The following is a 22,843-nucleotide window of genomic DNA, read 5'->3' on the forward strand; positions in this document are numbered from 1 at the left end:
GGGGCGGAACGCGTACGCGCCGGAGGACCGGAGGTCAGACGGCTGCCAGCTCGCCCCGTACGCGGCGGAGCTTCTTCATGGGGCCGAGCTCGGACTGGTAGACCCGCTTGACGCCGTCGCCGAGGGCGGTCTCGATGGTGCGGATGTCGCGGATCAGGCGGGCCAGGCCGCCGGGCTCGACGGAGGCGGCCTGGTCGGAGCCCCACATCGCGCGGTCGAGGGTGATGTGGCGCTCGACGAAGGTGGCGCCGAGGGCGACGGCGGCGAGGGTGGTCTGCAGGCCCGTCTCGTGGCCGGAGTAGCCGATCGGGACGTTGGGGTACTCGTCCCGCAGGGTGTTGATGACCCGCAGGTTGAGCTCCTCGGGCTTGGCCGGGTAGGTGGAAGTGGCATGGCAGAGCAGGATGTTGGCGCTGCCGAGCACCTCCACCGCGTGGCGGATCTGGTGCGGGGTGGACATGCCGGTGGACAGCACGACGGTGCGGCCGGTGGCGCGCAGGGAGCGCAGCAGCTCGTCGTCGGTGAGGGAGGCGGAGGCCACCTTGTGGGCGGGGACGTCGAACTTCTCCAGGAAGGCGACGGCCTCGGTGTCCCACGGGGAGGCGAACCAGTCGATGCCGCGCTTGGCGCAGTGCTCGTCGATGGCGCGGTACTCGTCCTCGCCGAACTCGACCTTGTGGCGGTAGTCGATGTAGGTCATCCGGCCCCAGGGGGTGTCGCGTTCGATGTCCCACTGGTCGCGCGGGGTGCAGATCTCCGGGGTGCGCTTCTGGAACTTCACGGCGTCGCAGCCGGCTTCGGCGGCGGCGTCGATGAGGGCGAAGGCGTTGCCGAGGTCGCCGTTGTGGTTGATGCCGATCTCGCCGACGACGTAGACGGGGCGGCCGGGGCCCGCGGTGCGCGCTCCGAGGGTGCGCAGGCGGGGGTCCGGGGTGGAGGTCATGGCAGGGGAAGTCCTTCGGTGCGGGGGCGTACGGGGTGGGGGCTGCGGGTCGGGGTGTGGCTCGGGGGGTGGATGCGGTGCGGGGTGCGGGTCGAGCAGGGGCGCGAGCAGGCGGGCGCGTTCCAGGTCGTGCGGGTCGTCGATCTCCAGGACCCGGGAGGGGTCGGTGGCGACGGGGAGGGTGCGGCCGAAGAAGCGGTGGCGGGCGGCGCGGAAGCCGTCGGCGTGCATCGCGTAGGCGGCGCCGGTCTCCAGCAGGTCCTGCGGCCGGTCCTGGCGCCGGGGGCGGTACGCCTGGTCGTGGTTGACCCCGGCGCCGGAGCCGTCGGCCCGGCAGCGCCAGAGGAAGCCGTGGAAGGGGGCCACGGTCAGGGCCGAGTCGGCCGCGCCGGAGGCGACGGCGACGGCGACCGACTCGACGTCGGAGGTGGTGAGGAACGGGCTCGTGCACTGGACGAGGAGGACCACGTCCACGCTGACGGAGTGGAGTTCCTCGAAGGCGGCGAGCGCGTGCATGAGGGCGGCCTCGCTGCTCGCGGTGTCGCCGGAGATCGCGGTGGGGCGGGCGATCACGGCGGCCCCGGCGGCGCGGGCGGCCGCGGCGATGGCGTCGGAGTCCGTGGAGACCACCACGTCGGTGACGGTCGGCGCGGAGCGGCAGGCCCGGACGGCGCGCGCGACGAGCGGGATGCCGGCCACCTCGGCGAGGTTCTTGCCCGGGACTCCCTTGGAGCCGCCGCGGGCGGGGATCACGGCGAGGACGCGGGGGCTCACAGCTCCCCCAGCCTGCGGATCACGGGGGCGACGCGCTGCACGCCGTGCCGGTACGCGCCGCGGGCGGCCTCGCGCAGGTGGGCGCGGAGCCGGCGGCGCAGCCGGGACTCCCCCGCCGCCGGGCTCGCCGCGCCGGGCAGCGGGGTGCCGTCGGGGGCGAGGTGGTGCCGGGCGAGGATCCCGGGCAGGTACCGGGGGGCGGTGGTGAGCGTGTAGTACGGGGCGGGGGCGGGCAGCCGGGTCGCGGCCACCAGCCCGGCGACCTTCGCCCGGGCGACGGCGTAGGCGTCGTGCGGGCCGCCTGCGGCGGGCTCGGCGGGCGAACGCGCGGCCCCGACCGACTCGGCCGACGGGCGCGCGGCCCCGGCCGGATCGGCCGACGGGCCCGCGGCGGCGGCCGGTTCGGCCGGGTCCGGGAGTACGCCCTGGGCCGCGAGCCAGAGCGGGTCGGCCTCCGGGAGGAGCCCGGAGTCGAGCTGGTCCCAGGAGGCCAGGCAGCCGGAGCCCAGGAAGTGGTGGTTGCCTAGGGCCTCGCGGATGCCGAGGTCGGTGAGGATCGCCGTCGGGATGGACCGGTGCAGGGACTCCAGGGCGGCGGTGGAGGAGACGGTGACCAGCAGGTCGGCGCCGTCCAGCACCTCGCCCATGTTCCCGTACACGAGGCGGCAGTTGGCGGGCAGTCCGCCCGGGACCTTTTCCGCGAGCCGCTGGTACGGCTGCTCCTCCAGGTGCGTGGTGTGCTCCCCGGGCTTGCTGCGCAGCTTGATCAGCACCTCCCGGTCGGGGTGCAGCCGGGCGTGCGCGGCGGCCCGTTCCAGCAGGTAGGTGCGGTCGGCGCGGCTGTCGGGCACGGAGGGCTGGACGGCGAAGACCACCGTGTGGGCCCTGCTCCCGGCCGGCTCGTACGGCGCCCCGCCCAGGAAGGGCAGCGCGGTCTCGGTGACGGCTCCTGCATCCGCGCCGACCCCCTCGTATACGGCGCGGAAACGCTCCGCGTCGTGGCGGGAGTTGGCGAGGACGAGGTCGGCCCCGTGCCGCAGCAGCAGCCCGTCGGCCAGCTTCTCGTACACGACGCCCACGTATCCGGTGACGAGGACGGGCCGCTTCGCGGCCTTCGGCCACAGGGCGCGGGCCCCGTGCAGGACGGCCTGGACGGCTCCGCCGACGAGGGCGAGGACGACCACGTCGTAGTGCTCCCGCTCGATCTCGGCGAGGAACTGCGCGCAGGTCACCTCGGACAGCCGGTCGGCCCGCACCCCCACCTCACCGAGCTGGCGCGCGGTGGGGGTGGCGCGGCCGCGCAGCAGGTATCCGGTGAGCTGGTGGTCGGGGACGAGACGGCGGGCGGTGAGTGCGCCCCATTTCCATCGCGTATCGGAATCGGCGAGTACGGCGACGCGTTTGCGTTCTGGCACGCGGCAGAAGCTATTGCGCAATTTCGGTGATCGGCCCAACGAACGCACAACAGCGGGTTAACAACGCGTCGACGAAATGCGAAAGCGCACGGGTTAACTCGCCCGCCCCGCGCCGTTCACATGGAATCCGCATCCGGGCCACGGTGAATGCCGGGGGGCGCCCTAATGTCTCGCGGGTGCCCAAGCTCTCTGTTGTCGTGCCGTTCTACAACGTGCAGACGTACGCACCGGATGCCCTGAAGAGTCTCGAACTCAACGCCCGGGAGGATTTCGAGTTCCTGCTCGTCGACGACTGCTCGACGGACGGGACGCCCGGCCTGCTGGAGCGGGCGGCGCGCGAGCTGCCCGGGGCGGTGCACCTCGGACACGAGCGGAACGGCGGTCTGGCCACCGCACGGAACACCGGCCTGGACGCGGCCCGCGGCGAGTACGTCACCTTCCTGGACGGGGACGACTGGCTGGCCCCCGGCCACCTGGCCCGGACGCTGGCCGCCATAGAGGCCCTGAGCTGCGATTTCGTCCGCACCGACCATGTGCGGTGCACGGGCAGGACGCGGAGCGTGCAGCGCGTCCCCCACGGCCCGCAGTCGGTCGTCGCCGATCCGCGGACCGCCATCCTGCCCGCCGACCGGGCCACCTCGGTGGACTATCCGTACGCCTGGGCCGGCATGTACCACCGGCGGCTCCTGGAGCGCGGGGTGCTGCACTTCACCGACGGGCTGCGGACGGCCGAGGACCGGCCGTGGATCTGGCGGCTGCACCGGGAGGCGGAGTCCTTCGCCGTGGTGGGCCTGCCCGGGATCTTCTACCGGCGCGGGGTTTCCACGTCCCTGACGCAGATCGGGGACGAACGGCAGCTCGATTTCATCCGCGCATTTGATCAAGTACTGGCGGATGTCATCGCGGACCGGGAATCCGGGCTACTGCTCCCGAAAGCCGTCCGAACGTATTGCGCTGTTATCGCGCACCATTTCGGATCCATCGAAAGGTTCGAACCGGCCGTGGCCAAGAAACTCCGTTGGATGAGCGCGGCCGCGCTCGGCCGCATGCCCCAGGACGTATTGGACCGGGTCCTGGACTCGATGGACATCGAACGCTCCACCCTGCTGCGGCGCGTGCGCGGCAGCCGCCGCACCCCGTCGGGAGCGGCCGCCTGATGCCCACCCAGATCTTTCTGGCCTCCACCCTCTACGGCGCGGCCACGCTCGCGGCGGGCATCGACGCGGGCGCCTTCCCGCCCGCCGGCCGCCGGATCCTGCTGACCAGCAACCACGCCGTCACCGCCGAGGTCACCCCCGGGGTCGCGGACATGCCCGGCTTCACCGCCCTGCGCCCCCGCTTCGACGAGGTGCTCGACTGGAACCGGGTCATCGAGCCGCAGCACCCGAGCACCTGGGCCCCGCGCGCGGAGGACGTCCCCATCTGGGAACGGCAGCTGCGCTCCCTGTGGGGCCTCGGCGAGGACCGCGTCGAGCTGGTCGTGGAGTCCCTGCAGGTGCCGCCGGCCCAGACCCTGTGCCGGCTCTTCCCGGGCGCGGCGGTCGACGTCTACGCCGACGGGCTGATGAGCTACGGGCCCACCCGCTTCCGGCTCGACCCGCAGCTCGGGATGCGGGTGCGTCGGGTCCTGCACCTGGACCTGGTCCCGGGGCTGAAGCCGCTGCTGCTGACGGAGTTCGGGGCGCGGGAGGAGCTGGTGGCCACCGAGTCCTTCCGCAAGGTCCTCGCCGAGCTCGCCGATGCGACCGAGACCCCCGATGCGACCGAGACCCCCGAGGCGCCCGGGTCCACCGAGGCCCCCGGGGCGCAGCCCCCCGCGCTGCTCCTGGGCCAGTACCTGTCGGCGCTCGACCTGATGACCCCGGCCGAGGAGGAGGAGCTCCACGTGTCGATGGTCCGGGGCGCGCACGCCCTGGGCCACCGCGAACTGGTCTTCAAACCGCACCCCGGCGCCCCGGCCGCGTACTCCCGCCGGGCCGAGGAGGAGGCCGAGCGGCTGGGCGCGCGGCTGACCGTGATCGCCGCGCCGGTGCTGGCCGAGACCGTGTACCAGCGGCTGCGTCCGGCGCTGGTCGTCGGCTGCTTCTCCACCGGCCTGCTCACCGCCGCGACCCTGTACGGGCTCCCGGTGGCGCGGACCGGCACGGATGCGGTCCTGGCCCGCCTGACCCCGTACCCGAACAGCAACCGGGTGCCGCTGGCCCTGGTGGACGCCCTGCTCCCGGACCTCGCCGACGCGGAGGCCGTGCGCGCCTGGACGCCCCCGACGCCGGAGCAGGTCCGGGCGGAGCCGGCCGCGCTGCTGACGGCCGTCGGGTTCACCATGCAGCCGCAGATCCTGGCCGCGCGCCGGCCGGCGGCCGAGGCCTACCTGGCCCAGCACCTGGACGCGCGCACCCGGCGGTACTTCACCCGGCGCCGGCTGACCTCGCTGGGCCTGCCGGGCGGCATCCCGGCGCAGCTCTCGTTCCTGCCGCGCAGCCGCGCGGTGCGCCGGGCCGTCCGGCGGCTCGGCCGGGTGCGCCGCGCCCTCAGCTGACCGCGAGCTTGGCCGCGAAGCCGAGGAAGAGCACGCCCGCCGCCGAGGTGGCCCCGGCCGACAGCCGCTTGCGCCGGCGGAAGGCCTCCGAGAGCCGGGTGCCGCCGAAGATCAGCAGCGTCAGGTAGACGAAGCTGCCGGTCTGCAGCAGGCCGCCGAGGACCAGGAACGACAGGGCCGGGTAGGCGTAGGACGGGTCTACGAACTGCACGAAGAAGGACATCAGGAAGAGGATGGCCTTCGGGTTGAGGAGGCTGATCAGCAGCGCCCGCCGGTAGGGCCGCTCGTTCTCGCCCGCCTCGGCGGGCGCGGCGGCCCGCGCCTCGTCCCGCTCCCGGCGCGTGCGCCACAGCGCCCAGGCACCGCGCATCATCCCCACGGCCAGCCAGGCCAGGTACCCGGCGCCGAGGAACTTCACCACGGTGAACACGACGGGGCTGGCCCGCAGCAGCGCTCCGGCGCCCACGGCGGTCAGCAGCATCAGCACGGCGTCGCCGGTGAACACGCCGGCGGCGGCCTTGTATCCGGTGCGCACCCCGCGCCGGGCGGCGACGGAGAGCACGTACAGCGAGTTCGGACCCGGCAGGAGAATGATCAGTACGAGGCCGGCGAGGTACGTCGGCAGATCGGTGACACCCAGCATGTGCAGGAGTGTCCCATGGGGACACCCCTGACAGTCCAGAGCCCTCTCCACATGCGCAGGGTCACCATGTGGAATCCGTCGGCTCGTACGTCCCCCACACCTCCCTCAGCGCCCCGCACACCTCCCCCACCGTGGCCCGCGCCCGCAGCGCCTCCTTCATCGGGTACAGCACGTTCGCCGTTCCCGCGGCCGCCTCCCGCAGCGCTCCGAGCGCCGCCGTCACCGCCGCCGCGTCCCGCTCCGCCCGCAGCCGCACCAGCGCCGCGCACTGCCGCGCCTCGATGGCCGGGTCCACGCGCAGCGGCTCGTACGGCTCCTCCCGGTCCAGCGCGAACCGGTTGACGCCGACCACCACCCGCTCCCCGCTCTCGGTCTCCTGCGCGATGCGGTAGGCGTTGCGCTCGATCTCGCCCTTCTGGAAGCCGTTCTCGATCGCGGCCACCGCCCCGCCCTGCTCCTCGACCCGCCGCATCAGCGCGAGCGCGGCCGCCTCCAGCTCGTCGGTCATCCGCTCCACCGCGTACGACCCGGCGAAGGGGTCCACGGTGTGCGGCACGTCCGTCTCGTACGCCAGGACCTGCTGGGTGCGCAGCGCGAGGCGGGCGGACTTCTCGGTCGGCAGCGCGATGGCCTCGTCGAAGGAGTTGGTGTGCAGGGACTGGGTGCCGCCCATGACGGCGGCGAGCGCCTGCACGGCCACCCGTACGAGGTTCAGTTCGGGCTGCTGCGCGGTCAGCTGGACCCCGGCCGTCTGGGTGTGGAAGCGCAGCATCAGCGACTTCGGATCGCGCGCCCCGAACTCCTCGCGCATGACGCGGGCCCAGATCCGCCGGGCGGCGCGGAACTTCGCGACCTCCTCCAGGAGGGTGGTGCGGGAGACGAAGAAGAAGGAGAGCCGGGGCGCGAACTCGTCGACCGCCATGCCGGCGGCCAGGGCCGTACGGACGTAGGCGATGCCGTCGGCGAGGGTGAAGGCCACCTCCTGCGCGGGCGAGGCCCCGGCTTCGGCCATGTGGTAGCCGGAGATGGAGATGGTGTTCCACTTGGGGATCTCGGCCCGGCAGTAGCGGAAGGTGTCGGCCGTCAGCCGCAGCGAGGGCTCGGGCGGGAAGATGTAGGTGCCCCGCGCGATGTACTCCTTCAGGACGTCGTTCTGGACCGTGCCCGTCAGCTGCCCGCCCGGAATGCCCTGTTCCTCCGCGACCAGTTGGTAGAGCAGCAGGAGCAGCGCGGCGGGTGCGTTGATGGTCATGGAGGTGGAGACCCGGTCGAGCGGGATCCCGTCGAACAGGGTCCGCATGTCGTCGAGCGAGTCGACGGCGACCCCGACCTTGCCGACCTCGCCGTGCGCGAGCGGGGCGTCGGAGTCGTGCCCCATCTGGGTCGGCAGGTCGAAGGCCACGGACAGTCCGGTGCCGCCGCCCGCGATGAGCTGCCGGTAGCGGGCGTTGGACTCGGCGGCCGTGCCGAAGCCGGCGTACTGCCGCATCGTCCACGGGCGTCCGGTGTACATGTTCGGATAAATCCCCCTGGTGTAGGGGAATTCACCCGGTTCGCCCAGGGCGGCCGCGGGGTCCCACCCCGTCAGGTCGCCGGGTCCGTAGACGGGTTCGATCGGGAGTCCGCTCTCGGTGCGTGCCATGTGACGAAGACCTCCGTAGAGCTACCGGGCCCGGGGCTGGTACAACCTTGCCCGCACATCGCTTCGTAAGGCCGCGGACGGCTGCTGGTCACAATGGCGCAACATCCCGTGGCCCGGTGCAACTCTCCGCGCGCGCCAGGCATCACCTAGATACACGACGTAGAAACCGGGGGACTGCAATGCAGCGCCAGAGATTCATAATCCGCACGATCGGGGTGGCCGCCGCCGTCGCGCTCGCCGCGACCGCCTGCGGGCCGCAGAAGTCGGAGTCCGCCGGCTCCACTCCTTCGGCTCCGTCCTCGCCCACGGCGGGCGCCACTCCCGAAGCCTCCCCGACCACCGACAACAAGCCCGCCGAGGCCTCGCCGTCGCCGTCGGCCTCCGCGTCGGCCTCCCCGTCGGCCTCTCCTTCGCCCACGGTGAAGCAGATCATGGCCAACGGGGACGACACCGACCAGGTGCGCGAGCTCCAGGCCCGCCTGCGGCAGCTGAAGCTGATGTCGGTGGCGCCGACCGGTTTCTACGGCTCGAAGACCACGGCCGCCGTCAAGTCCTTCCAGTCGAAGAACGGTCTGACCGCGACCGGTTCCGTCGACGAGGCCACCTGGAAGAAGATCCAGAGCGCCAGCAAGAAGCCCACCGCCGACGAACTGCGCCCGCCGACCGTCAACGAGGTCGACGCGCCGGACCCGCGCTGCATGGAGGGCCGGGTCATGTGCATCAGCAAGGAGAGCCGCACCCTCGCCTGGATGATCGACGGCAAGGTCATCTCCACCATGGACGTGCGCTTCGGTTCGGAGAACACCCCGACCCGTGAGGGCGTCTTCAAGGTGGACCGCAAGGAGAAGGAGTGGACGTCCACGCTCTACCACACGTCCATGCCGTACTCGATGTTCTTCAGCGGCGGCCAGGCCGTGCACTACTCGGCCGACTTCGCGGCCCGCGGCTACGCCGGCGCCTCGCACGGCTGCGTGAACGTCCGCGACAAGGGCAAGCTGTCGTCGCTCTTCGGCCAGGTGAACGTGGGCGACAAGGTCGTCGTCTACTGGTGACGCGCGCGGCCCCACGAGCCCACGCAGAAGGCCTTCGACCGGGATCCGGTCGAAGGCCTTGTCGTTTCGCGGCCTAGCCGCCGGGGTCGAGGTAAAGGGCGCGGGCAGGGCCGGGGGAACGTGCCCCGCCCGCGCCGGTTGCGCAGAGCCCAGGGGTACGGGGGGAACCCCGGCTCATGCGCGGCCGATGACCAGTCGGCTCGATATGTACTGCGCCGCCGGTTCGGAAAGTGTTACAGGCGGGTCAGCACATGTGTCAGAGGCCGGTGCGCAGGCCCGTCGACCCCTGCGGAAGCGCCGGGGCCAGGGTCGGGGCCTTGAGCGTCCCGTCCCCGAGCGGGGTGTCGCGGCGCTTGCCGCCGGGCCCGTCCAGCACCGACTTGCAGTAGTCCGGGATCCGGGTGAGCCCGTCGGCCAGGCGGGAGAGCCGTTCGCGGCGGTCGTCGTCGAGGCGTCCCGAGCGGTAGTCCTGGCAGAGGTCGAGCGCCTTGAGCAGGGTCTCCCGCTCGCGCCGCTCGCGGTCCTTGACGGTCTCCCCGCCACCGAAGGTGTCCCGGTCCTGGTCCTTGCCGCCCGCGGCGCCCGCGGCGCTCCGGTCGCCGCCGGTGTCCTTGCCCGCGCCGCCGGTGCCCGAGGCGCCCGACGAGGCGTCGGCGCCGGCCACGGTGCCCGGCACCGTGCGTCCGTCCGGGCCCGGGGACTGGGTGGGACCCGGGGTGAGCGTCGAATTCGAGCCGTTCGGCGGCGGGGTGGGCAACAGCTTCGGGGTGAGCGTCGGGGCTCCGCTGCCGATGCCCGGCTCCGCGTTCTCGCCGGCGCTGACGGACATCGCCGGCCCGGGACCCGCCGTGTCGTGCCGGCCGCGGTCCAGCAGCCCGGCGCCCGCCGCGGCGGCGAGGCCGCCGACGGCGACGCTCGCCAGAGCGGCCGCCAGAGCGAAGCTCACGGTCCGGGCGCGCCGGGGCGCGGGGGCGAAGGAGGGGACGAGACGGCCGAGATCGACCACGGTCTCGACGGATCCCGCCGTCGCGGTGCGGTCCGACCGCTGTACGGAGGGGCCGGCGGCGCGCGCCGTGCGGAAGGCGGCCACGGCCGCGGCCTCGCCGGGCAGTTCGGTGCCCGCGGGCGGCAGCTCGCCGCCCGCGCCCAGGGCTTCCAGGGCGTCCAGCGCGGCGCGCAGTCGCGCGGCCTCGACGCGGGCACGCGGTTCCGCGCCGGCCGGCCCCACAGGTTCCGCCGGTTCGCCGCGCAGGAGTCTGTCCGCCGCGGCCTGGTCCAGCCACCTGTTGCGCTCGTCGGCCATCACATGTCCTTCTGCGTCCGCCAACGTGAATGCGTCACACCGGTTTGTTCTACGAAGCCCCCACCTCGGCCGCGTTGCGCGGGCACGGCGTCGAGATCCCTCCCGCCCCCGCCGTCCCACGGCTGGCCACCGGCATTATGGCCGACCGCCGCGTCCGGCTCCGCGCCGGTGCCCGGGTCCGGCCCGAAGCCGCCGTCCGAGCCCTCCTCGCCGAGCAGCTCGGCCAGCTTCTTCAGGCCCCGGTGCGCTGCGGTGCGTACGGCGCCGGGGCGCTTGCCGAGGGTCTCGGCCGCGCTCTTGGCGTCGAGCCCGACCACGACCCGCAGGACGACGGCCTCGGCCTGGTCCTGCGGGAGCCGGGCGATGAGCGCCATGGTCCGGCCGGTGGAGAGGGACTCCATCGCCGCGCCCGCGGTGTCGCAGTCGGCGGCCCACGCCGTCAGCTCGGTGTCGTCGCCGCCGATGGCGGGACGGCGCCCGCGCATGCGGATGTGGTCGAGGGCCCGGTTGCGCGCGATGCGGGCGGCCCAGCCGCGGAAGCGGTCGGCGTCGCCGGTGAAGGAGTCGAGGTCGCGGGCGATCTGCAGCCAGGCCTCGGAGGTCACGTCCTCCGCGTCGCCGTCTCCGACGAGCGTGCGTACGTATCCGAGCAGGCGTGGGTGCACGGCGCGGTACACAGCACGGAACGCGTTCTCGTCGCCGTCCTGTGCCGCGAGCACCGCGGCGGTCAGCTCCGCGTCGTCCCCCAGCAAAGTCCCCAACCCGTTCACTGTCCTGTACGTGTGGCGCAAATCAGCACGTTACGGCTTTCAAGCACCTCCCGTCCACGAGTGATACAACGTGCAACCAACCCTGTGCGGAGCGAGGTGTGACACAAAACGCACCCGGGGCGCTGACAGGGGTACGGGCTTGTCGCACGAGTCCGTGACGGATGGCGGCCGGGGCCTCTCCTGTGGGGGGTGGCGGCCTCGGTCGCCCTCCCCCTCCCGGACGACCTCCCGGGCCTGGCTGTGGCGCTCACGTCATCCTTTCGGCTCACTTCCGGGTGAAATCCCCAGATGGGTACGACACACCCTGCCTCCCGTCGCTAGCGTGGCGGTACACCCGCGCCGCGCCCCGAGGAGCCCTCGCTGTCCAGCCACCTTCCGGCACAGGCCCGCGGCTGCCCCGACCCTTCTCACGGCTCAGGACTGGCGCGGTTCAACGCCCTGTCCCCCGAAGCCGCCCACGCCGTCCTGCTGCAGTGCTGCGGGAGCCGGCGCTGGGCGCACCGGATGGCCACCCACCGCCCCTACCCGAATCCGGACGCCCTGCTCGCCGCCGCGGACGAGGCCTCGTACGACCTCTCGCAGGCGGACCTGACCGAGGCGCTGGCCGCGGAGTCCTCCGCGGAGCTGGACCACGGCGCGCCGTACGCCGCCCTCCTGGCCCTCGACGCGGCGCACGCGGAGTACGAACGGAAGTTCGGCCACGCCTTCGTGATCAGCCTCGCCGGGCATCCGCCGGAGGAGCAGGCGGACCAGCTGCTGGGGGCGATCCGCCGCAGGATGACGCACGAGGTGGACGAGGAGCGCTCGATCTCCGCGGACGAGCTGCGCCGTGTCGCCCAGGACCGGCTCTGGGATCTGACACGCTGGCTGACCTCGACGGATGGGCCGACTGCCACGGAAATCGGGCTATTCGCCCCTGTGGGATAGTCCGTACGTGCCTGTTTGATCACACCGATGGCCCCCGCGCAAGGGAACCGACAAAGCGTCGCTACGATGTCCGGGGCCGGAGGACCGTACCCGGCCGGGCCCGACCGACAAAGAAGCCGGCTGGCCCCCGCCCCGCTTCCGGAGGGTTTTCCGTGCCGGCTGGAACGTTGTACCGCGGCCGGGAAGGAATGTGGTCCTGGGTGGCTCATCGAGTCACCGGCGTCCTCATTTTCTTCTTCCTGTTCGTACACGTCCTCGACACCGCACTCGTCCGCGTCTCCCCCGAGGCGTACGACGACGTGGTGGCTACCTACAAGACTCCGATCGTCGCGCTGCTGGAGTACGGCCTCGTCGCCGCCATCCTGTTCCACGCGCTCAACGGTCTCCGCGTCATCGCCGTGGACTTCTGGTCCAAGGGCCCCCGCTACCAGAAGCAGATGCTCTGGACCGTCGTGGGCATCTGGATCGTGCTGATGGTCGGGGCCCTGTACCCCGTCCTGGGCCACGCCTACCTTGAACTGTTCGGGAAGTGACACGCATGTCCTCTGACACTTCTTCCGTAGACATGACCAAGGGCGCCGGCGACGGCGGCTCCGTGACCGGCGTCTCGCTCTACGACGTCGACAACCCGGCGCCGTACATCGAGGCCCCGCGCAAGCGCACGGGCAAGACCCCGCGCTCGACCCGCGGCAACTTCGAGATGGTCGCGTGGCTCTTCATGCGCCTCTCGGGCATCGTGCTCGTCGTCCTCGTCATCGGCCACCTGCTGATCCAGCTGGTGCTCGACGGCGGCGTCTCCAAGATCGGCTTCGCCTTCGTGGCCGGCCGGTGGGCTTCCCCGTTCTGGCAGGTCTGGGACCTGCTGATGCTGTGGCTGGCGATGCTGCACGGCGCCAATGGTCTGCGTACCGTCATCAACGACTACGCGGAGCGCGCCAACACGCGGCTGTGGCTGAAGGGCCTGCTCTACACCGCCACGGTGTTCACCATCCTTCTGGGCACGCTGGTGATCTTCACCTTCGACCCGAACATCCGCTAGGCAACGGGGCTGAGGCGAAACCAATGAAGATCCACAAGTACGACACCGTCATCGTCGGCGCAGGTGGCGCGGGCATGCGCGCCGCCATCGAGTCGACGAAGCGCAGCCGCACCGCGGTGCTGACGAAGCTCTACCCCACCCGCTCCCACACGGGCGCCGCGCAGGGCGGCATGGCCGCCGCGCTGGCCAACGTGGAAGAGGACAACTGGGAGTGGCACACCTTCGACACGGTCAAGGGTGGTGACTACCTGGTCGACCAGGACGCCGCCGAGATCCTGGCGAAGGAGGCCATCGACGCGGTCCTCGACCTGGAGAAGATGGGCCTGCCGTTCAACCGCACCCCGGACGGCACCATCGACCAGCGCCGCTTCGGCGGCCACTCGCGCAACCACGGCGAGGCCCCGGTCCGCCGGTCCTGCTACGCCGCGGACCGCACCGGTCACATGATCCTCCAGACGCTGTACCAGAACTGCGTCAAGGAGGGCGTGGAGTTCTTCAACGAGTTCTACGTCCTGGACCAGCTCCTGGTCGAGGAGGACGGCGTCAAGAAGTCGGCCGGTGTGGTCGCGTACGAGCTCGCCACCGGCGAGATCCACGTGTTCCAGGCCAAGGCCGTCATCTACGCCTCCGGCGGCACCGGCAAGTTCTTCAAGGTGACCTCCAACGCGCACACCCTCACGGGTGACGGCCAGGCGGCCTGCTACCGCCGCGGCCTGCCGCTGGAGGACATGGAGTTCTTCCAGTTCCACCCGACGGGCATCTGGCGCATGGGCATCCTGCTGACGGAGGGCGCCCGCGGTGAGGGCGGCATCCTCCGCAACAAGGACGGCGAGCGCTTCATGGAGAAGTACGCGCCGGTCATGAAGGACCTCGCGTCCCGTGACGTCGTCTCGCGCTCCATCTACACCGAGATCCGTGAGGGCCGCGGCTGCGGTCCGGCCGGTGACCACGTGTACCTGGACCTGACGCACCTCCCGCCGGAGCAGCTCGACGCGAAGCTCCCGGACATCACCGAGTTCGCGCGCACCTACCTGGGCATCGAGCCGTACACGGACCCGATCCCGATCCAGCCCACCGCGCACTACGCCATGGGCGGCATCCCGACCAACGTCGAGGGTGAGGTCCTGGCGGACAACACCACCGTCGTCCCGGGCCTGTACGCGGCCGGCGAGGTCGCGTGCGTGTCGGTGCACGGCGCGAACCGCCTGGGCACCAACTCGCTGCTGGACATCAACGTCTTCGGCAAGCGCTCCGGCATCGCCGCCGCCAGGTACTCGCAGGAGAACGACTACGTCGAGCTCCCCGAGAACCCGGCGCAGCAGGTCGTCGACCTCGTCGAGCGCCTGCGCAACTCCACGGGCAACGAGCGGGTCGCCGACCTGCGTCTGGAGCTCCAGGAGACGATGGACGCGAACGTGATGGTGTTCCGCACGGAGCAGACCATCAAGACCGCGGTCGAGAAGATCGCGGAGCTGCGCGAGCGCTACAAGAACGTGTCCGTCCAGGACAAGGGCAAGCGCTTCAACACGGACCTGCTGGAGGCCATCGAGCTGGGCAACCTGCTCGACCTGGCCGAGGTCATGGCCGTGTCCGCGCTGGCGCGCAAGGAATCCCGCGGCGGTCACTACCGCGAGGACTACCCGAACCGCGACGACGTCAACTTCATGCGCCACACCATGGCGTACCGCGAGGTCGGCGACAACGGCAAGGACTCCGTCCGGCTGGACTACAAGCCCGTCGTCGTCACCCGCTACCAGCCGATGGAGCGTAAGTACTGATGGCCACCCCGACCATGTCCGAGACGGACAAGATGGAGGCGGCGGCCGCCGCCTCGCCGTTCATCACGGTCACCTTCCGGATCCGCCGCTTCAACCCGGAGATCTCGGAGGAGTCGACCTGGCAGGACTTCCAGGTCGAGATCGACCCGAAGGAGCGCGTGCTCGACGGTCTCCACAAGATCAAGTGGGACCTCGACGGCACGCTGACCTTCCGCCGCTCGTGCGCGCACGGCATCTGCGGCTCCGACGCGATGCGGATCAACGGCAAGAACAGGCTCGCCTGCAAGACGCTGATCAAGGACATCAACCCGGAGAAGCCGATCACCGTCGAGGCCATCAAGGGCCTCACGGTGATGAAGGACCTCGTCGTCGACATGGAGCCCTTCTTCCAGGCGTACCGCGACGTCATGCCGTTCCTGGTCACCAAGGGCAACGAGCCGACGCGCGAGCGCCTGCAGTCCGCCGAGGACCGCGAGCGCTTCGACGACACCACCAAGTGCATCCTGTGCGCCGCGTGCACGTCCTCGTGCCCGGTGTTCTGGAACGACGGCCAGTACTTCGGCCCGGCGGCGATCGTCAACGCGCACCGCTTCATCTTCGACTCGCGTGACGAGGCCGGCGAGCAGCGGCTGGAGATCCTGAACGACAAGGACGGCGTGTGGCGCTGCCGCACGACCTTCAACTGCACCGACGCGTGCCCGCGCGGCATCGAGGTCACGAAGGCGATCCAGGAAGTCAAGCGCGCCCTGATCACGCGCCGCTTCTGATCCTTTCGAGCGCCGGCTGAGTCCGGCGCCCGCCGTGAGGCCCGTACCCCTTCTCGGGGTACGGGCCTCACCTCGTTGTGGAAAGATCGGCCGTATGAGTGAGCAGCAGCCGAATCCGTACGCGAACGACCCCACCGGCCAGGGCGGCCAACCCGGCACCCCCGGCCAGGGCGACTACAAGTGGGGTCCGGGCGAGGCCAGTTACGGATACCCGCAGCCCTATCCGGCGGCCCCGGCCTACCAGCCGACCATCGGCGGCGCGGGCCTGCCGGCCCCCGGCTACCCCGCCGCCCCGGCCGGCGGCGCCGGCCTGTCCCTCGGTGACATCACCATCGCCGGGGACCAGATCATCACCCCGTCGGGCACGATGCCGCTCAAGGGCGCGATGTGGAACGCGACCGACTTCTCGCGCACCGAGGAGAAGATCCCGGCCCACGCGGTCGTGCTCGCGATCGTCTTCTTCATCTTCTGCCTGCTCGGCCTGCTCTTCCTCCTGATGAAGGAGAAGACCACCACCGGTTACATCCAGGTCACGGTGACCAGCGGCGGCCGCCACCACTCCACGATGATCCCGGCGACGAACGCGGGCTCCTACCAGTGGGTGATGTCCCAGGTGAACTACGCCCGCTCTCTGAGCTTCTGACGGGGCGGAGCGGGGCGGGGCCCCCGGCCGGCGGGCGCCCCCGCCCTCACGCGCGCGGTCGGACCTCGACGTTCTCCAGGACGCCGACGGCGTCCGGTACCAGGACGGCCGCCGAGTAGTAGGCGGTGACGAGGTACGAGATGACCGCCCGCTCGTCGATGCCCATGAAACGGACGTTGAGCCCCGGCTCGTACTCGTCCGGCAGGCCGGTCTGGTAGAGGCCGATCACGCCCTCGTTGTCCTCGCCGGTGCGCACCGCGATGATCGAGGAGGTGTGCTGCTCGGTGAGCGGGATCTTCCCGCAGGGCAGGATCGGCACCCCCCGCCAGGCGGGGATGTGGTGGCCGTCGACCTCCACGCTGCCGAGACCGATGCCGCGCTTGTTGCACTCCTTGCCGAAGGCGGCGATGGCCTTCGGGTGGGCGAACAGGTATTGGGTGCCGCGCCGCATGGAGAGCAGGTCGTCGAGGTCGTCCGGGGTCGGCGGGCCGCAGTGCGTCTGGATGCGCTGGTCGAAGTCGGCGTTGTGCAGGAGCCCGAACTCCGGGTTGTTGACGAGCTCGTGCTCCTGCCGCTCGCGCAGCTCCTGGACGGTGAGCCGCAGCTGCTGCTCGGTCTGGTTCATCGGCTGGTTGTAGAGGTCGGCGACGCGGGTGTGCACCCTCAGCACGGTCTGGGCCACGCTCAGCTCGTACTCGCGCGGCTCGAGCTCGTAGTCGGCGAAGGCGCCGGGCAGCGGGTGCTCTCCGCGGTGGCCGGCGCTCAGTTCGATGGCCTTCTCGCCGGCCCGGTTGGTCCGGAAGCCGTTGCGGCCGCCGTTCAGGCCCGCGACGTGCGCGCGCAGGTGGGCGTACTGGTCGGCGACCGCCCGGTACGCCGGCTCCGGGAGCGCGAGGATCGTGACGGCGGTCGCCGCACGGGCGGTGAACTCCCAGGTGGTGCCCTTGGCGCGGGCCAGGGTGTGGCCGCCGAAGGTGTCGCCGTCGCCGAGGCGGCCGATGACGTTCTCGTCCCCGTACTTGCCCGCGCAGATCTTCTCGACCTTGCCGTGGGCGATGAGGAAGACGTGGTCGGCCTTCTTCCCCGACTGCACGATGACCTGGCCGGGCTGGTATTCCTTCTGCACGAACTTCTCGGCCAGCGCGCCGAGCGCGAGCGGGTCGTCGAAGCCGCGCAGCAGGGGCAGCTCGGTCAGCTCCGCCGGGATGACGTGGACCTTGGAGCCGTTCTTGACGAAGCTCACGCGGCCGTCGCCGAGCGTGTACGAGAGCCTCCGGTTGACCCGGTAGACACCGCCGGGCGTGTGCACCCAGGGCAGTTTCCTCAGGAGCCAGCGGGAGCTGATGCCCTGCATCTGCGGTTCGGACTTGGTCGTCGTCGCGAGGTTCCGCGCCGCCGCCGTACTCAGGCTGAGCTGTTCCTGTTCCTGCCGCTGCGCCGTTCCGGTCCGGGTGCCGGGGGCTGTCTCGACCGACATGGCCGCCTCACTTTCGAATGCAGGTGACGGTTACTCGCGGTGGCTATGTGTAACGCATCGTGGTTGCGGCTGTCGCCGGGCGTCGCCACGACCGGGTGAGGCGATGGGGCCGTCCGGCCCAGCCCCAAGAGCCTCCGACCGTTCGCTTGAACTTGTTCAAAAAAGGCCCTACAGTCAACGACGTAAGCATTTGAACACGTTCAAGGGGGCTGGGTCCATGGACCTCACCGTGGTCACGTACGTCATCTACCTGCTGATCAGCATCGGTCTCACCGTCTGGGTGGCCCGGACGCTCAGCCGCAACGGCCGGGTCTTCATCGGCGACGTCCTCCAGGGCAACGAGAAGCTGGCGGACGCGGTCAACCAACTCCTCGTCGTCGGCTTCTACCTGGTGAACATCGGTTTCGTGACGCTCTACCTGAGGTCGAGCGAGGAGATCGACACCGCCCGCGGCCTCTTCGAGGCCCTCTCGGTCAAGCTCGGCGTCGTCCTGCTGGTCCTCGGGGTCATGCACCTCGGAAACGTGTTCGCGCTGAACAAGATGCGGCGCCGGGGCGTCATGGAGCGCCAGCAGACCCCGCCCGTCGCCCCGCAGGGGTGGACCGCGCCGACCGGGGCCTGAGCCGTGGCCCCCACCCCAGCGGTACGGAAGCTGACCGTCCTGTACGACGCGAACTGCCCGCTCTGCGTCCACATCCGGCACTGGCTGCTCGCGCAGCACTGGCTGGTCCCGCTCGCCCTGGTCCCCGCGGCCTCGTGGGAGGCGCGCCGCCGGTACCCGCGGCTCGACCACGCGTCGACGCTGAGGGAGATCACCGTGATCGGGGACTCGGGGCAGGTGTGGACCGGGACCGACGCCTTCATCGTGTGCCTGTGGGCGCTGGCCGAACACCGGCCGAAGGCCAACTGGCTGGCCACCGCGGCCGGCCGGCCCTTCGCCCGGGCGGCCATGTACACCGCCTCCGCCTGGCGGCAGGCGGTACGGACCGGGGGAGCGCCCGAAGGGGTGGAGGGACCGGCCTGTGACGACCGCTGTTCCGTCCCCCGATAGGCTCATCCACCGTGACTGATCAGAAGGCTCCCAAGAGCGAGCAGACCCGCACGCTCATCCTCGAAACCGCGCTCCGTCTCTTCCAGGAGCGCGGCTTCGACAAGACGACGATGCGGGGTATCGCGAAGGAGGCCGGTGTCTCGGTCGGCAACGCCTACTACTACTTCGAATCGAAGGAACACCTGGTCCAGGGGTTCTACGACCGGATCGGCGCGGCACACCAGGCGGCGGTCCGGCCCATCCTGGACAACGAGACCGATCTCCAGAAGCGGCTCGCGGGCGTACTGACCAGCTGGATGGACATCGCGGCCCCGTACCACGAGTTCGCCTCGCAGTTCTTCAAGAACGCGGCCGACCCGGAAAGTCCGCTCAGCCCGTTCTCGCCGGAATCCGAGACGGCGCGGCAGGCGGCGATCGACATCCACCGCGAGGTGCTGGCGGGCGCGAAGACCAAGGTGCCGGCCGAGCTGGCCGACGTACTGCCCGAGCTCATGTGGCTCTCGCAGATGGGCCTGGTCCTGTACTGGGTCTTCGACCGCTCCCCGAACAGCGAGAAGACGCGGCGGCTCGCCGAGCGCGGCGCGCAGCTGACGACGCGGGGCATCGTCCTGGCCCGGTTCCGGGTGCTGCGGCCGCTGGTGCGGGAAGTCCACGAACTCTTCGCGGACTTCCTGCCCGGCATGGCGCAGACGGCCACGGCCGGGGCCCGGCGCAAGGCGTCGGACCCGGAGCCGGAGCCGGACCCGAAGCGGGACCCCGCGTAGGCCCGGGACGCCGGGCTCAGAGCCAGTCGAGCTCCCACAGGCGCCAGACCCCGGTGCCGTCCGAGAGGTACTGGCCGCCGGTGACGGCGTCGCGGGACATCACGTAGTCCTTCTTCTGCCAGATCGGCACCAGCGGGACCTGCTGGGCGACCGCCTTCTGGAGGTCGCGGAACTCGGCGGCCGCGTCGGCCCGCTCCGAGTGGGACTGGGTCCGGGTGATCAGCTCGTCGACGTGCTTGTCGGAGAAGCCGTTGTTCATGGACGAGTCGGCGCCGACGAGCGGGGAGAGGAAGTTGTCCGCGTCCGGGAAGTCGGCGACCCACCCGATCGTGTAGACGTCGAACTCGCCGGCCGCGTAACCCTTCTGGTAGTCGGCCCACTTCTCGACCGGCTTGACCGTCACCTGGAAGAGCCCGGTGCCCTCCAGCTGCCGCTTCAGTTCCTCGGCCTCGGTGACGTTCGCGCCGCGCACGTTCACCCCCAGGGTGAGCGGGACGGTGGCGTTGATCCCGGCGTCCTTGAGGAGCTTCTTCGCGGTGGCCCCGTTGGGCGTCGGATAGGCGTCGAAGAAGGGCGTGCTGTGACCGGCGATGCCCGCCGGGACCAGGGAGTACAGCGGGGTGACGGTGCCCAGGTAGACGTCGCTCGCCACCTTGGAACGATCGAGGACGGCGGCGACGGCCTGGCGGACGGCGAGCGGCGCGGCGGCGGAGCCGGGGCGGACGTTGAAGACCATCGAGCGGGTCTCGCTGCCACCGGCGGCCTGGTAGCGGACGTCCTTCATGCCCGGGTTGAGGCCGGCGAGCACGGCCGGCGGCATCTCCCGGTGGGCGACCTCGACCCGGCGGGCGTTCCAGGCCTGGTCGAGGTCCGCGGAGTCCTTGTAGTACTTCACCGTGACGGGAGTGCGGGCGGGCTTGCCCTGCCCCTTGTACGAGGTGCTGGGCTTGAGCTCGGCGCTCGTACCGGCCTTGTACGCGCCCAGGGTGTACGGGCCGGAGCCGTCGACCTTGCCGTCCTCGCGCAGGGACTTCGCCGGGTACTTGTCCTTGTCGACGATCGAGGCGGCACCCGTCGCGATCTTGAAGGGGAAGGTCGCGTCGCCGGCGGAGAGGTTGAAGGTGACCGTCCGGCCCTCCGCCTTGACCGACTCCAGGGTGTTGAACAGCGGGGCCGGGCCCTGGTCGGAGTTGATCGCCTTGATGCGGTCGAAGGAGTGCTTGACGTCCTCGGCGGTGATCGCGCGGCCGCCGGCGAACCTCACGTCGGGGCGCAGCTCGCACTGGTAGGTGGTGAGCTTCTGGCCGACGAACCCGCAAGAGGCGGCGGCGTCCGGCACGGGGGCGTCGGAGCCGGGCTTGACGGTCAGCAGCGACTGGTAGACGTTGCTGAACAGGGCCCAGGAGCCGACGTCGTACGCCCCGGCGGGGTCGAGGGAGGAGACCACGTCGGTCGTCCCGACCCGGATGGCGCCGTGGCCGCTGCCGTCCTCGGGCAGCAGCTGCCAGGCGCCCACGCCGGCCACGCCGAGGACCAGCCCCGCCGCGATGATCTTCCAGCGGACAGACCGCATCCCGTGATCCCCACCCCTTGTCCCGCTGACAGCGCCGCACTGTCCGATTAACGGTCATCCCATCACGGAATATCAGCCGCCGGAAGGCCGATTCCCGGGAGTTCAGGGGCGGTTGGAGCGGGTCAGGCCTGAAAAGAGGCGAGTTCCACGACCGTGATGTCGGACGGCGCGCCCACCCGGACCGGGGGTCCCCAGGCGCCGGCCCCGCGGGACACGTAGAGCTGGGTGTCCCCGTAGCGCTCCAGCCCGGCGACGGTGGGGTTGGCGAGCTCGGCGAGGTAGTTGCCGGGCCAGAGCTGGCCGCCGTGGGTGTGGCCGGAGAGCTGGAGGTCGACGCCGTGGCGGACGGCGTCGTGGATGACCACGGGCTGGTGGGCGAGGAGTACGGCCGCCCGCGACCGGTCGCGGTCACCGAGGGCCGCCTGGAAGTCGGGGCCCTTGCCCTCCGTCTCCCCCTGGATGTCGTTGACGCCGGCGAGGTCGAAGTGGGGCAGGGCGCGGCGGGCGTTCTCCAGCGGGGTCAGCCCGAGTTCGCGCACGTGTTCGATCCACTGCTGGGCCCCGGAGAAGTACTCGTGGTTCCCGGTCACGAAGTACGAGCCGTGGCGGGCGCTGAGCCGGCGCAGCGGCTCCGCTGCGGGCCCGAGGTCGGGGACGCTGCCGTCGACGAGGTCGCCGACGATCGCGATGAGGTCGGGCTGGGTGCGGTTGACGGTGTCGACGATGCGCTGGGTGTGGGCGCGGCCGAGCACCGGGCCGAGGTGGACGTCGCTGACGACGGCGATGCGGAAACCGTGCGCCGCGCGCGGCAGTTTCGCGAGGGGGACCTGGACCCGCCGCACGCTCGGGCCGCGCAGGACCCCGTGGGTGCCGGTGGCGACGGTGCCGACGGCCACGGCCGCGGCCGCCCCGCCGACCGCCCGCGCGACGAACCGGCGACGGGTCAGCTCCAGGCCCACGACGGCGGGCTCGGGGGCGGACTCGTCGGTGGCGGCCGCGAGCGGCGCCGGTGCCGGGTCGGTGGCGGGCACGGGGGTGGGCGCGGGGGCGGCGGCCCGGGGAACGGTCTGCGGCGCGGGAGGCCCGGCGACCGCCCCGGAGGGGACCCGGTGGGCCAGACGGCGGAGCAACAGCGCGCGGATCGGCTCCGCGACCAGCATCGTCAGGGTCAGGTACAGGAGCACCGCGAGCCAGAGGTATCCCGGCCAGGCCACCGTCTGCTGCAGCCAGAAGGGGGCTCCGGCACGACCCGTGGTCAGGGCGGCCACAGAGAGGAGGGGCAGCGCGATGGTCAGAGCCGTGCCGATGCGCCGGGTGCGGGCGCCGGGCGCCGTGGTGTCGCGGACCAGCCGGATCCACAGCCAGCGGTGCACCAGCACCAGCAGGGCGCAGACCGCGAGCGCGACGAGGGCGAAGACGAGGATCGTCACGCCTGGTCACCTCTTCCGGCGGCCGTGCCCGCGCCCGGGCCCGCGCCCGTGCGTGCTTCACGCCGCAGGGCCCGGACCCCGCGCAACCCGATCACTCCGACCGCCGTCCCCAAGAGAAAGGACGTCACCGCGAGCGTCAGGTGCACCCAGAAGTAGGACGTGGGATCGCCCGCCGCATCGAAGGCCAGGCCACTGCCGTTCTTCCACAGGTTCCGGACGAAAGACACCCAGATGAACCAGCTCCACACTCCGAAGGCGAGCAGGAACCAGGAGGCGGCACGGCTGAGTTTCATGCCTTCAGTATCGGTTTCGT

The 22,843-nt window shown here is 71.4% G+C and carries 22 protein-coding genes and 1 pseudogene; 12 read left to right on the forward strand and 11 right to left on the reverse strand.

All coding sequences use genetic code 11. The annotated features are described in order from the left end of the window. Positions 1–34 precede the first annotated feature (34 nt). The 3 genes and pseudogenes from ACZ6JT_RS11960 to ACZ6JT_RS11970 form a co-directional block, all read right to left on the reverse strand. Positions 35–943, reverse strand: a complete 909-nt coding sequence (locus tag ACZ6JT_RS11960) for an N-acetylneuraminate synthase family protein (RefSeq protein ID WP_469209649.1) — start codon at positions 941–943, stop codon at positions 35–37. 402 nt (positions 944–1,345) lie between these two features. Then, positions 1,346–1,717, reverse strand: a pseudogene (locus ACZ6JT_RS11965) (cytidylyltransferase domain-containing protein); the annotation flags it as partial. After that, the gene (locus ACZ6JT_RS11970) at positions 1,714–3,132 is read right to left on the reverse strand and encodes a DUF6716 putative glycosyltransferase (protein ID WP_469209286.1); all 1,419 of its coding nucleotides are present in this window, start codon (positions 3,130–3,132) and stop codon (positions 1,714–1,716) included. The gene ACZ6JT_RS11970 and the pseudogene ACZ6JT_RS11965, both read right to left, overlap by 4 nt. A 176-nt stretch (positions 3,133–3,308) precedes the next feature. Between ACZ6JT_RS11970 and ACZ6JT_RS11975 the strand changes: the two genes are divergently transcribed. Both ACZ6JT_RS11975 and ACZ6JT_RS11980 read left to right on the forward strand, forming a co-directional pair. Next, complete coding sequence (locus ACZ6JT_RS11975; protein ID WP_469209287.1) at positions 3,309–4,289, forward strand: glycosyltransferase family 2 protein; 981 nt, start codon at positions 3,309–3,311, stop codon at positions 4,287–4,289. Further along, positions 4,289–5,671: a polysialyltransferase family glycosyltransferase gene (locus tag ACZ6JT_RS11980; RefSeq protein ID WP_469209288.1), complete on the forward strand. Its 1,383-nt coding sequence runs from the start codon at positions 4,289–4,291 to the stop codon at positions 5,669–5,671. The genes ACZ6JT_RS11975 and ACZ6JT_RS11980 overlap by 1 nt, the downstream gene beginning before the upstream one ends. On the opposite strand, the gene leuE is transcribed toward ACZ6JT_RS11980, so the two are convergent. After that, the gene (gene leuE, locus ACZ6JT_RS11985; RefSeq protein ID WP_469209289.1) at positions 5,664–6,314 is read right to left on the reverse strand and encodes a leucine efflux protein LeuE; all 651 of its coding nucleotides are present in this window, start codon (positions 6,312–6,314) and stop codon (positions 5,664–5,666) included. The two genes, ACZ6JT_RS11980 and leuE, sit on opposite strands and share 8 nt — an antisense overlap. 61 nt (positions 6,315–6,375) lie before the next feature. After that, entirely contained in the window at positions 6,376–7,956 is a 1,581-nt protein-coding gene (locus ACZ6JT_RS11990) for an acyl-CoA mutase large subunit family protein (RefSeq protein ID WP_469209290.1), read from the reverse strand. 179 nt (positions 7,957–8,135) lie between these two features. Here ACZ6JT_RS11990 and ACZ6JT_RS11995 point away from each other — a divergent pair, with 179 nt between their 5' ends. Then, positions 8,136–9,008: a L,D-transpeptidase family protein gene (locus ACZ6JT_RS11995; RefSeq protein WP_376619527.1), complete on the forward strand. Its 873-nt coding sequence runs from the start codon at positions 8,136–8,138 to the stop codon at positions 9,006–9,008. Positions 9,009–9,264: 256 nt separating this feature from the next. On the opposite strand, the gene ACZ6JT_RS12000 is transcribed toward ACZ6JT_RS11995, so the two are convergent. Together ACZ6JT_RS12000 and ACZ6JT_RS12005 are read right to left on the reverse strand one after the other, a co-directional pair. After that, positions 9,265–10,311, reverse strand: coding sequence for a hypothetical protein (locus ACZ6JT_RS12000; RefSeq protein WP_469209291.1), 1,047 nt, complete (start codon positions 10,309–10,311; stop codon positions 9,265–9,267). After that, on the reverse strand, positions 10,311–11,063 hold the full coding sequence (locus ACZ6JT_RS12005) for an RNA polymerase sigma factor (protein ID WP_469209650.1): 753 nt from the start codon (positions 11,061–11,063) through the stop codon (positions 10,311–10,313). The genes ACZ6JT_RS12000 and ACZ6JT_RS12005 overlap by 1 nt, the downstream gene beginning before the upstream one ends. Positions 11,064–11,546: 483 nt before the next feature. On the opposite strand from ACZ6JT_RS12005, the gene ACZ6JT_RS12010 reads away from it, so the two are divergent. The 6 genes from ACZ6JT_RS12010 (at position 11,547) to ACZ6JT_RS12035 (ending at position 16,235) form a co-directional block, all read left to right on the forward strand. Next, positions 11,547–12,008 (forward strand): 2-oxo-4-hydroxy-4-carboxy-5-ureidoimidazoline decarboxylase, encoded by a 462-nt coding sequence (locus tag ACZ6JT_RS12010; protein WP_469209652.1) that lies wholly within the window; start codon positions 11,547–11,549, stop codon positions 12,006–12,008. Between the two features lie 152 nt (positions 12,009–12,160). Continuing rightward, positions 12,161–12,541 carry a succinate dehydrogenase, cytochrome b556 subunit gene (gene sdhC, locus ACZ6JT_RS12015; RefSeq protein WP_078892868.1) on the forward strand — a complete coding sequence of 127 codons (381 nt, stop codon included), beginning with the start codon at positions 12,161–12,163 and terminating at the stop codon, positions 12,539–12,541. A gap of 5 nt (positions 12,542–12,546) precedes the next feature. Continuing rightward, positions 12,547–13,047 (forward strand): succinate dehydrogenase hydrophobic membrane anchor subunit, encoded by a 501-nt coding sequence (locus tag ACZ6JT_RS12020; protein ID WP_362800489.1) that lies wholly within the window; start codon positions 12,547–12,549, stop codon positions 13,045–13,047. 23 nt (positions 13,048–13,070) lie between these two features. Then, a complete protein-coding gene (gene sdhA / locus ACZ6JT_RS12025; protein ID WP_469209292.1) occupies positions 13,071–14,825 on the forward strand; it encodes a succinate dehydrogenase flavoprotein subunit in 1,755 nt (584 codons plus the stop codon). Then, positions 14,825–15,592 (forward strand): succinate dehydrogenase iron-sulfur subunit, encoded by a 768-nt coding sequence (locus ACZ6JT_RS12030; protein WP_362852056.1) that lies wholly within the window; start codon positions 14,825–14,827, stop codon positions 15,590–15,592. Before sdhA ends, ACZ6JT_RS12030 begins: the two co-directional genes overlap by 1 nt. A 94-nt stretch (positions 15,593–15,686) precedes the next feature. Then, entirely contained in the window at positions 15,687–16,235 is a 549-nt protein-coding gene (locus ACZ6JT_RS12035; RefSeq protein WP_469209293.1) for a hypothetical protein, read from the forward strand. 46 nt (positions 16,236–16,281) lie between these two features. On the opposite strand, the gene ACZ6JT_RS12040 is transcribed toward ACZ6JT_RS12035, so the two are convergent. Then, a complete protein-coding gene (locus ACZ6JT_RS12040; RefSeq protein WP_469209294.1) occupies positions 16,282–17,712 on the reverse strand; it encodes a family 2B encapsulin nanocompartment shell protein in 1,431 nt (476 codons plus the stop codon). A gap of 217 nt (positions 17,713–17,929) precedes the next feature. On the opposite strand from ACZ6JT_RS12040, the gene ACZ6JT_RS12045 reads away from it, so the two are divergent. From ACZ6JT_RS12045 to ACZ6JT_RS12055, 3 genes are read left to right on the forward strand one after another with little or no spacing between them, the layout of a single operon-like run. Beyond that, positions 17,930–18,334, forward strand: coding sequence for a hypothetical protein (locus tag ACZ6JT_RS12045; protein WP_365478342.1), 405 nt, complete (start codon positions 17,930–17,932; stop codon positions 18,332–18,334). A gap of 3 nt (positions 18,335–18,337) precedes the next feature. Then, entirely contained in the window at positions 18,338–18,763 is a 426-nt protein-coding gene (locus ACZ6JT_RS12050; protein WP_469209295.1) for a thiol-disulfide oxidoreductase DCC family protein, read from the forward strand. A gap of 11 nt (positions 18,764–18,774) precedes the next feature. Continuing rightward, the gene (locus ACZ6JT_RS12055) at positions 18,775–19,527 is read left to right on the forward strand and encodes a TetR family transcriptional regulator (protein WP_469209296.1); all 753 of its coding nucleotides are present in this window, start codon (positions 18,775–18,777) and stop codon (positions 19,525–19,527) included. 16 nt (positions 19,528–19,543) lie between these two features. Here the strand turns inward: ACZ6JT_RS12055 and ACZ6JT_RS12060 are convergent, their stop codons facing one another. The 3 genes from ACZ6JT_RS12060 to ACZ6JT_RS12070 form a co-directional block, all read right to left on the reverse strand. Further along, positions 19,544–21,100: an ABC transporter substrate-binding protein gene (locus ACZ6JT_RS12060; RefSeq protein ID WP_469209297.1), complete on the reverse strand. Its 1,557-nt coding sequence runs from the start codon at positions 21,098–21,100 to the stop codon at positions 19,544–19,546. Between the two features lie 122 nt (positions 21,101–21,222). Continuing rightward, positions 21,223–22,530, reverse strand: a complete 1,308-nt coding sequence (locus ACZ6JT_RS12065; RefSeq protein ID WP_469209298.1) for a metallophosphoesterase — start codon at positions 22,528–22,530, stop codon at positions 21,223–21,225. Next, entirely contained in the window at positions 22,527–22,823 is a 297-nt protein-coding gene (locus ACZ6JT_RS12070; protein WP_469209299.1) for an SCO4848 family membrane protein, read from the reverse strand. The genes ACZ6JT_RS12065 and ACZ6JT_RS12070 overlap by 4 nt, the downstream gene beginning before the upstream one ends. Positions 22,824–22,843: the final 20 nt, after the last annotated feature.

The sequence above is a fragment of the Streptomyces sp. NPDC046308 genome (genome assembly GCF_055588065.1).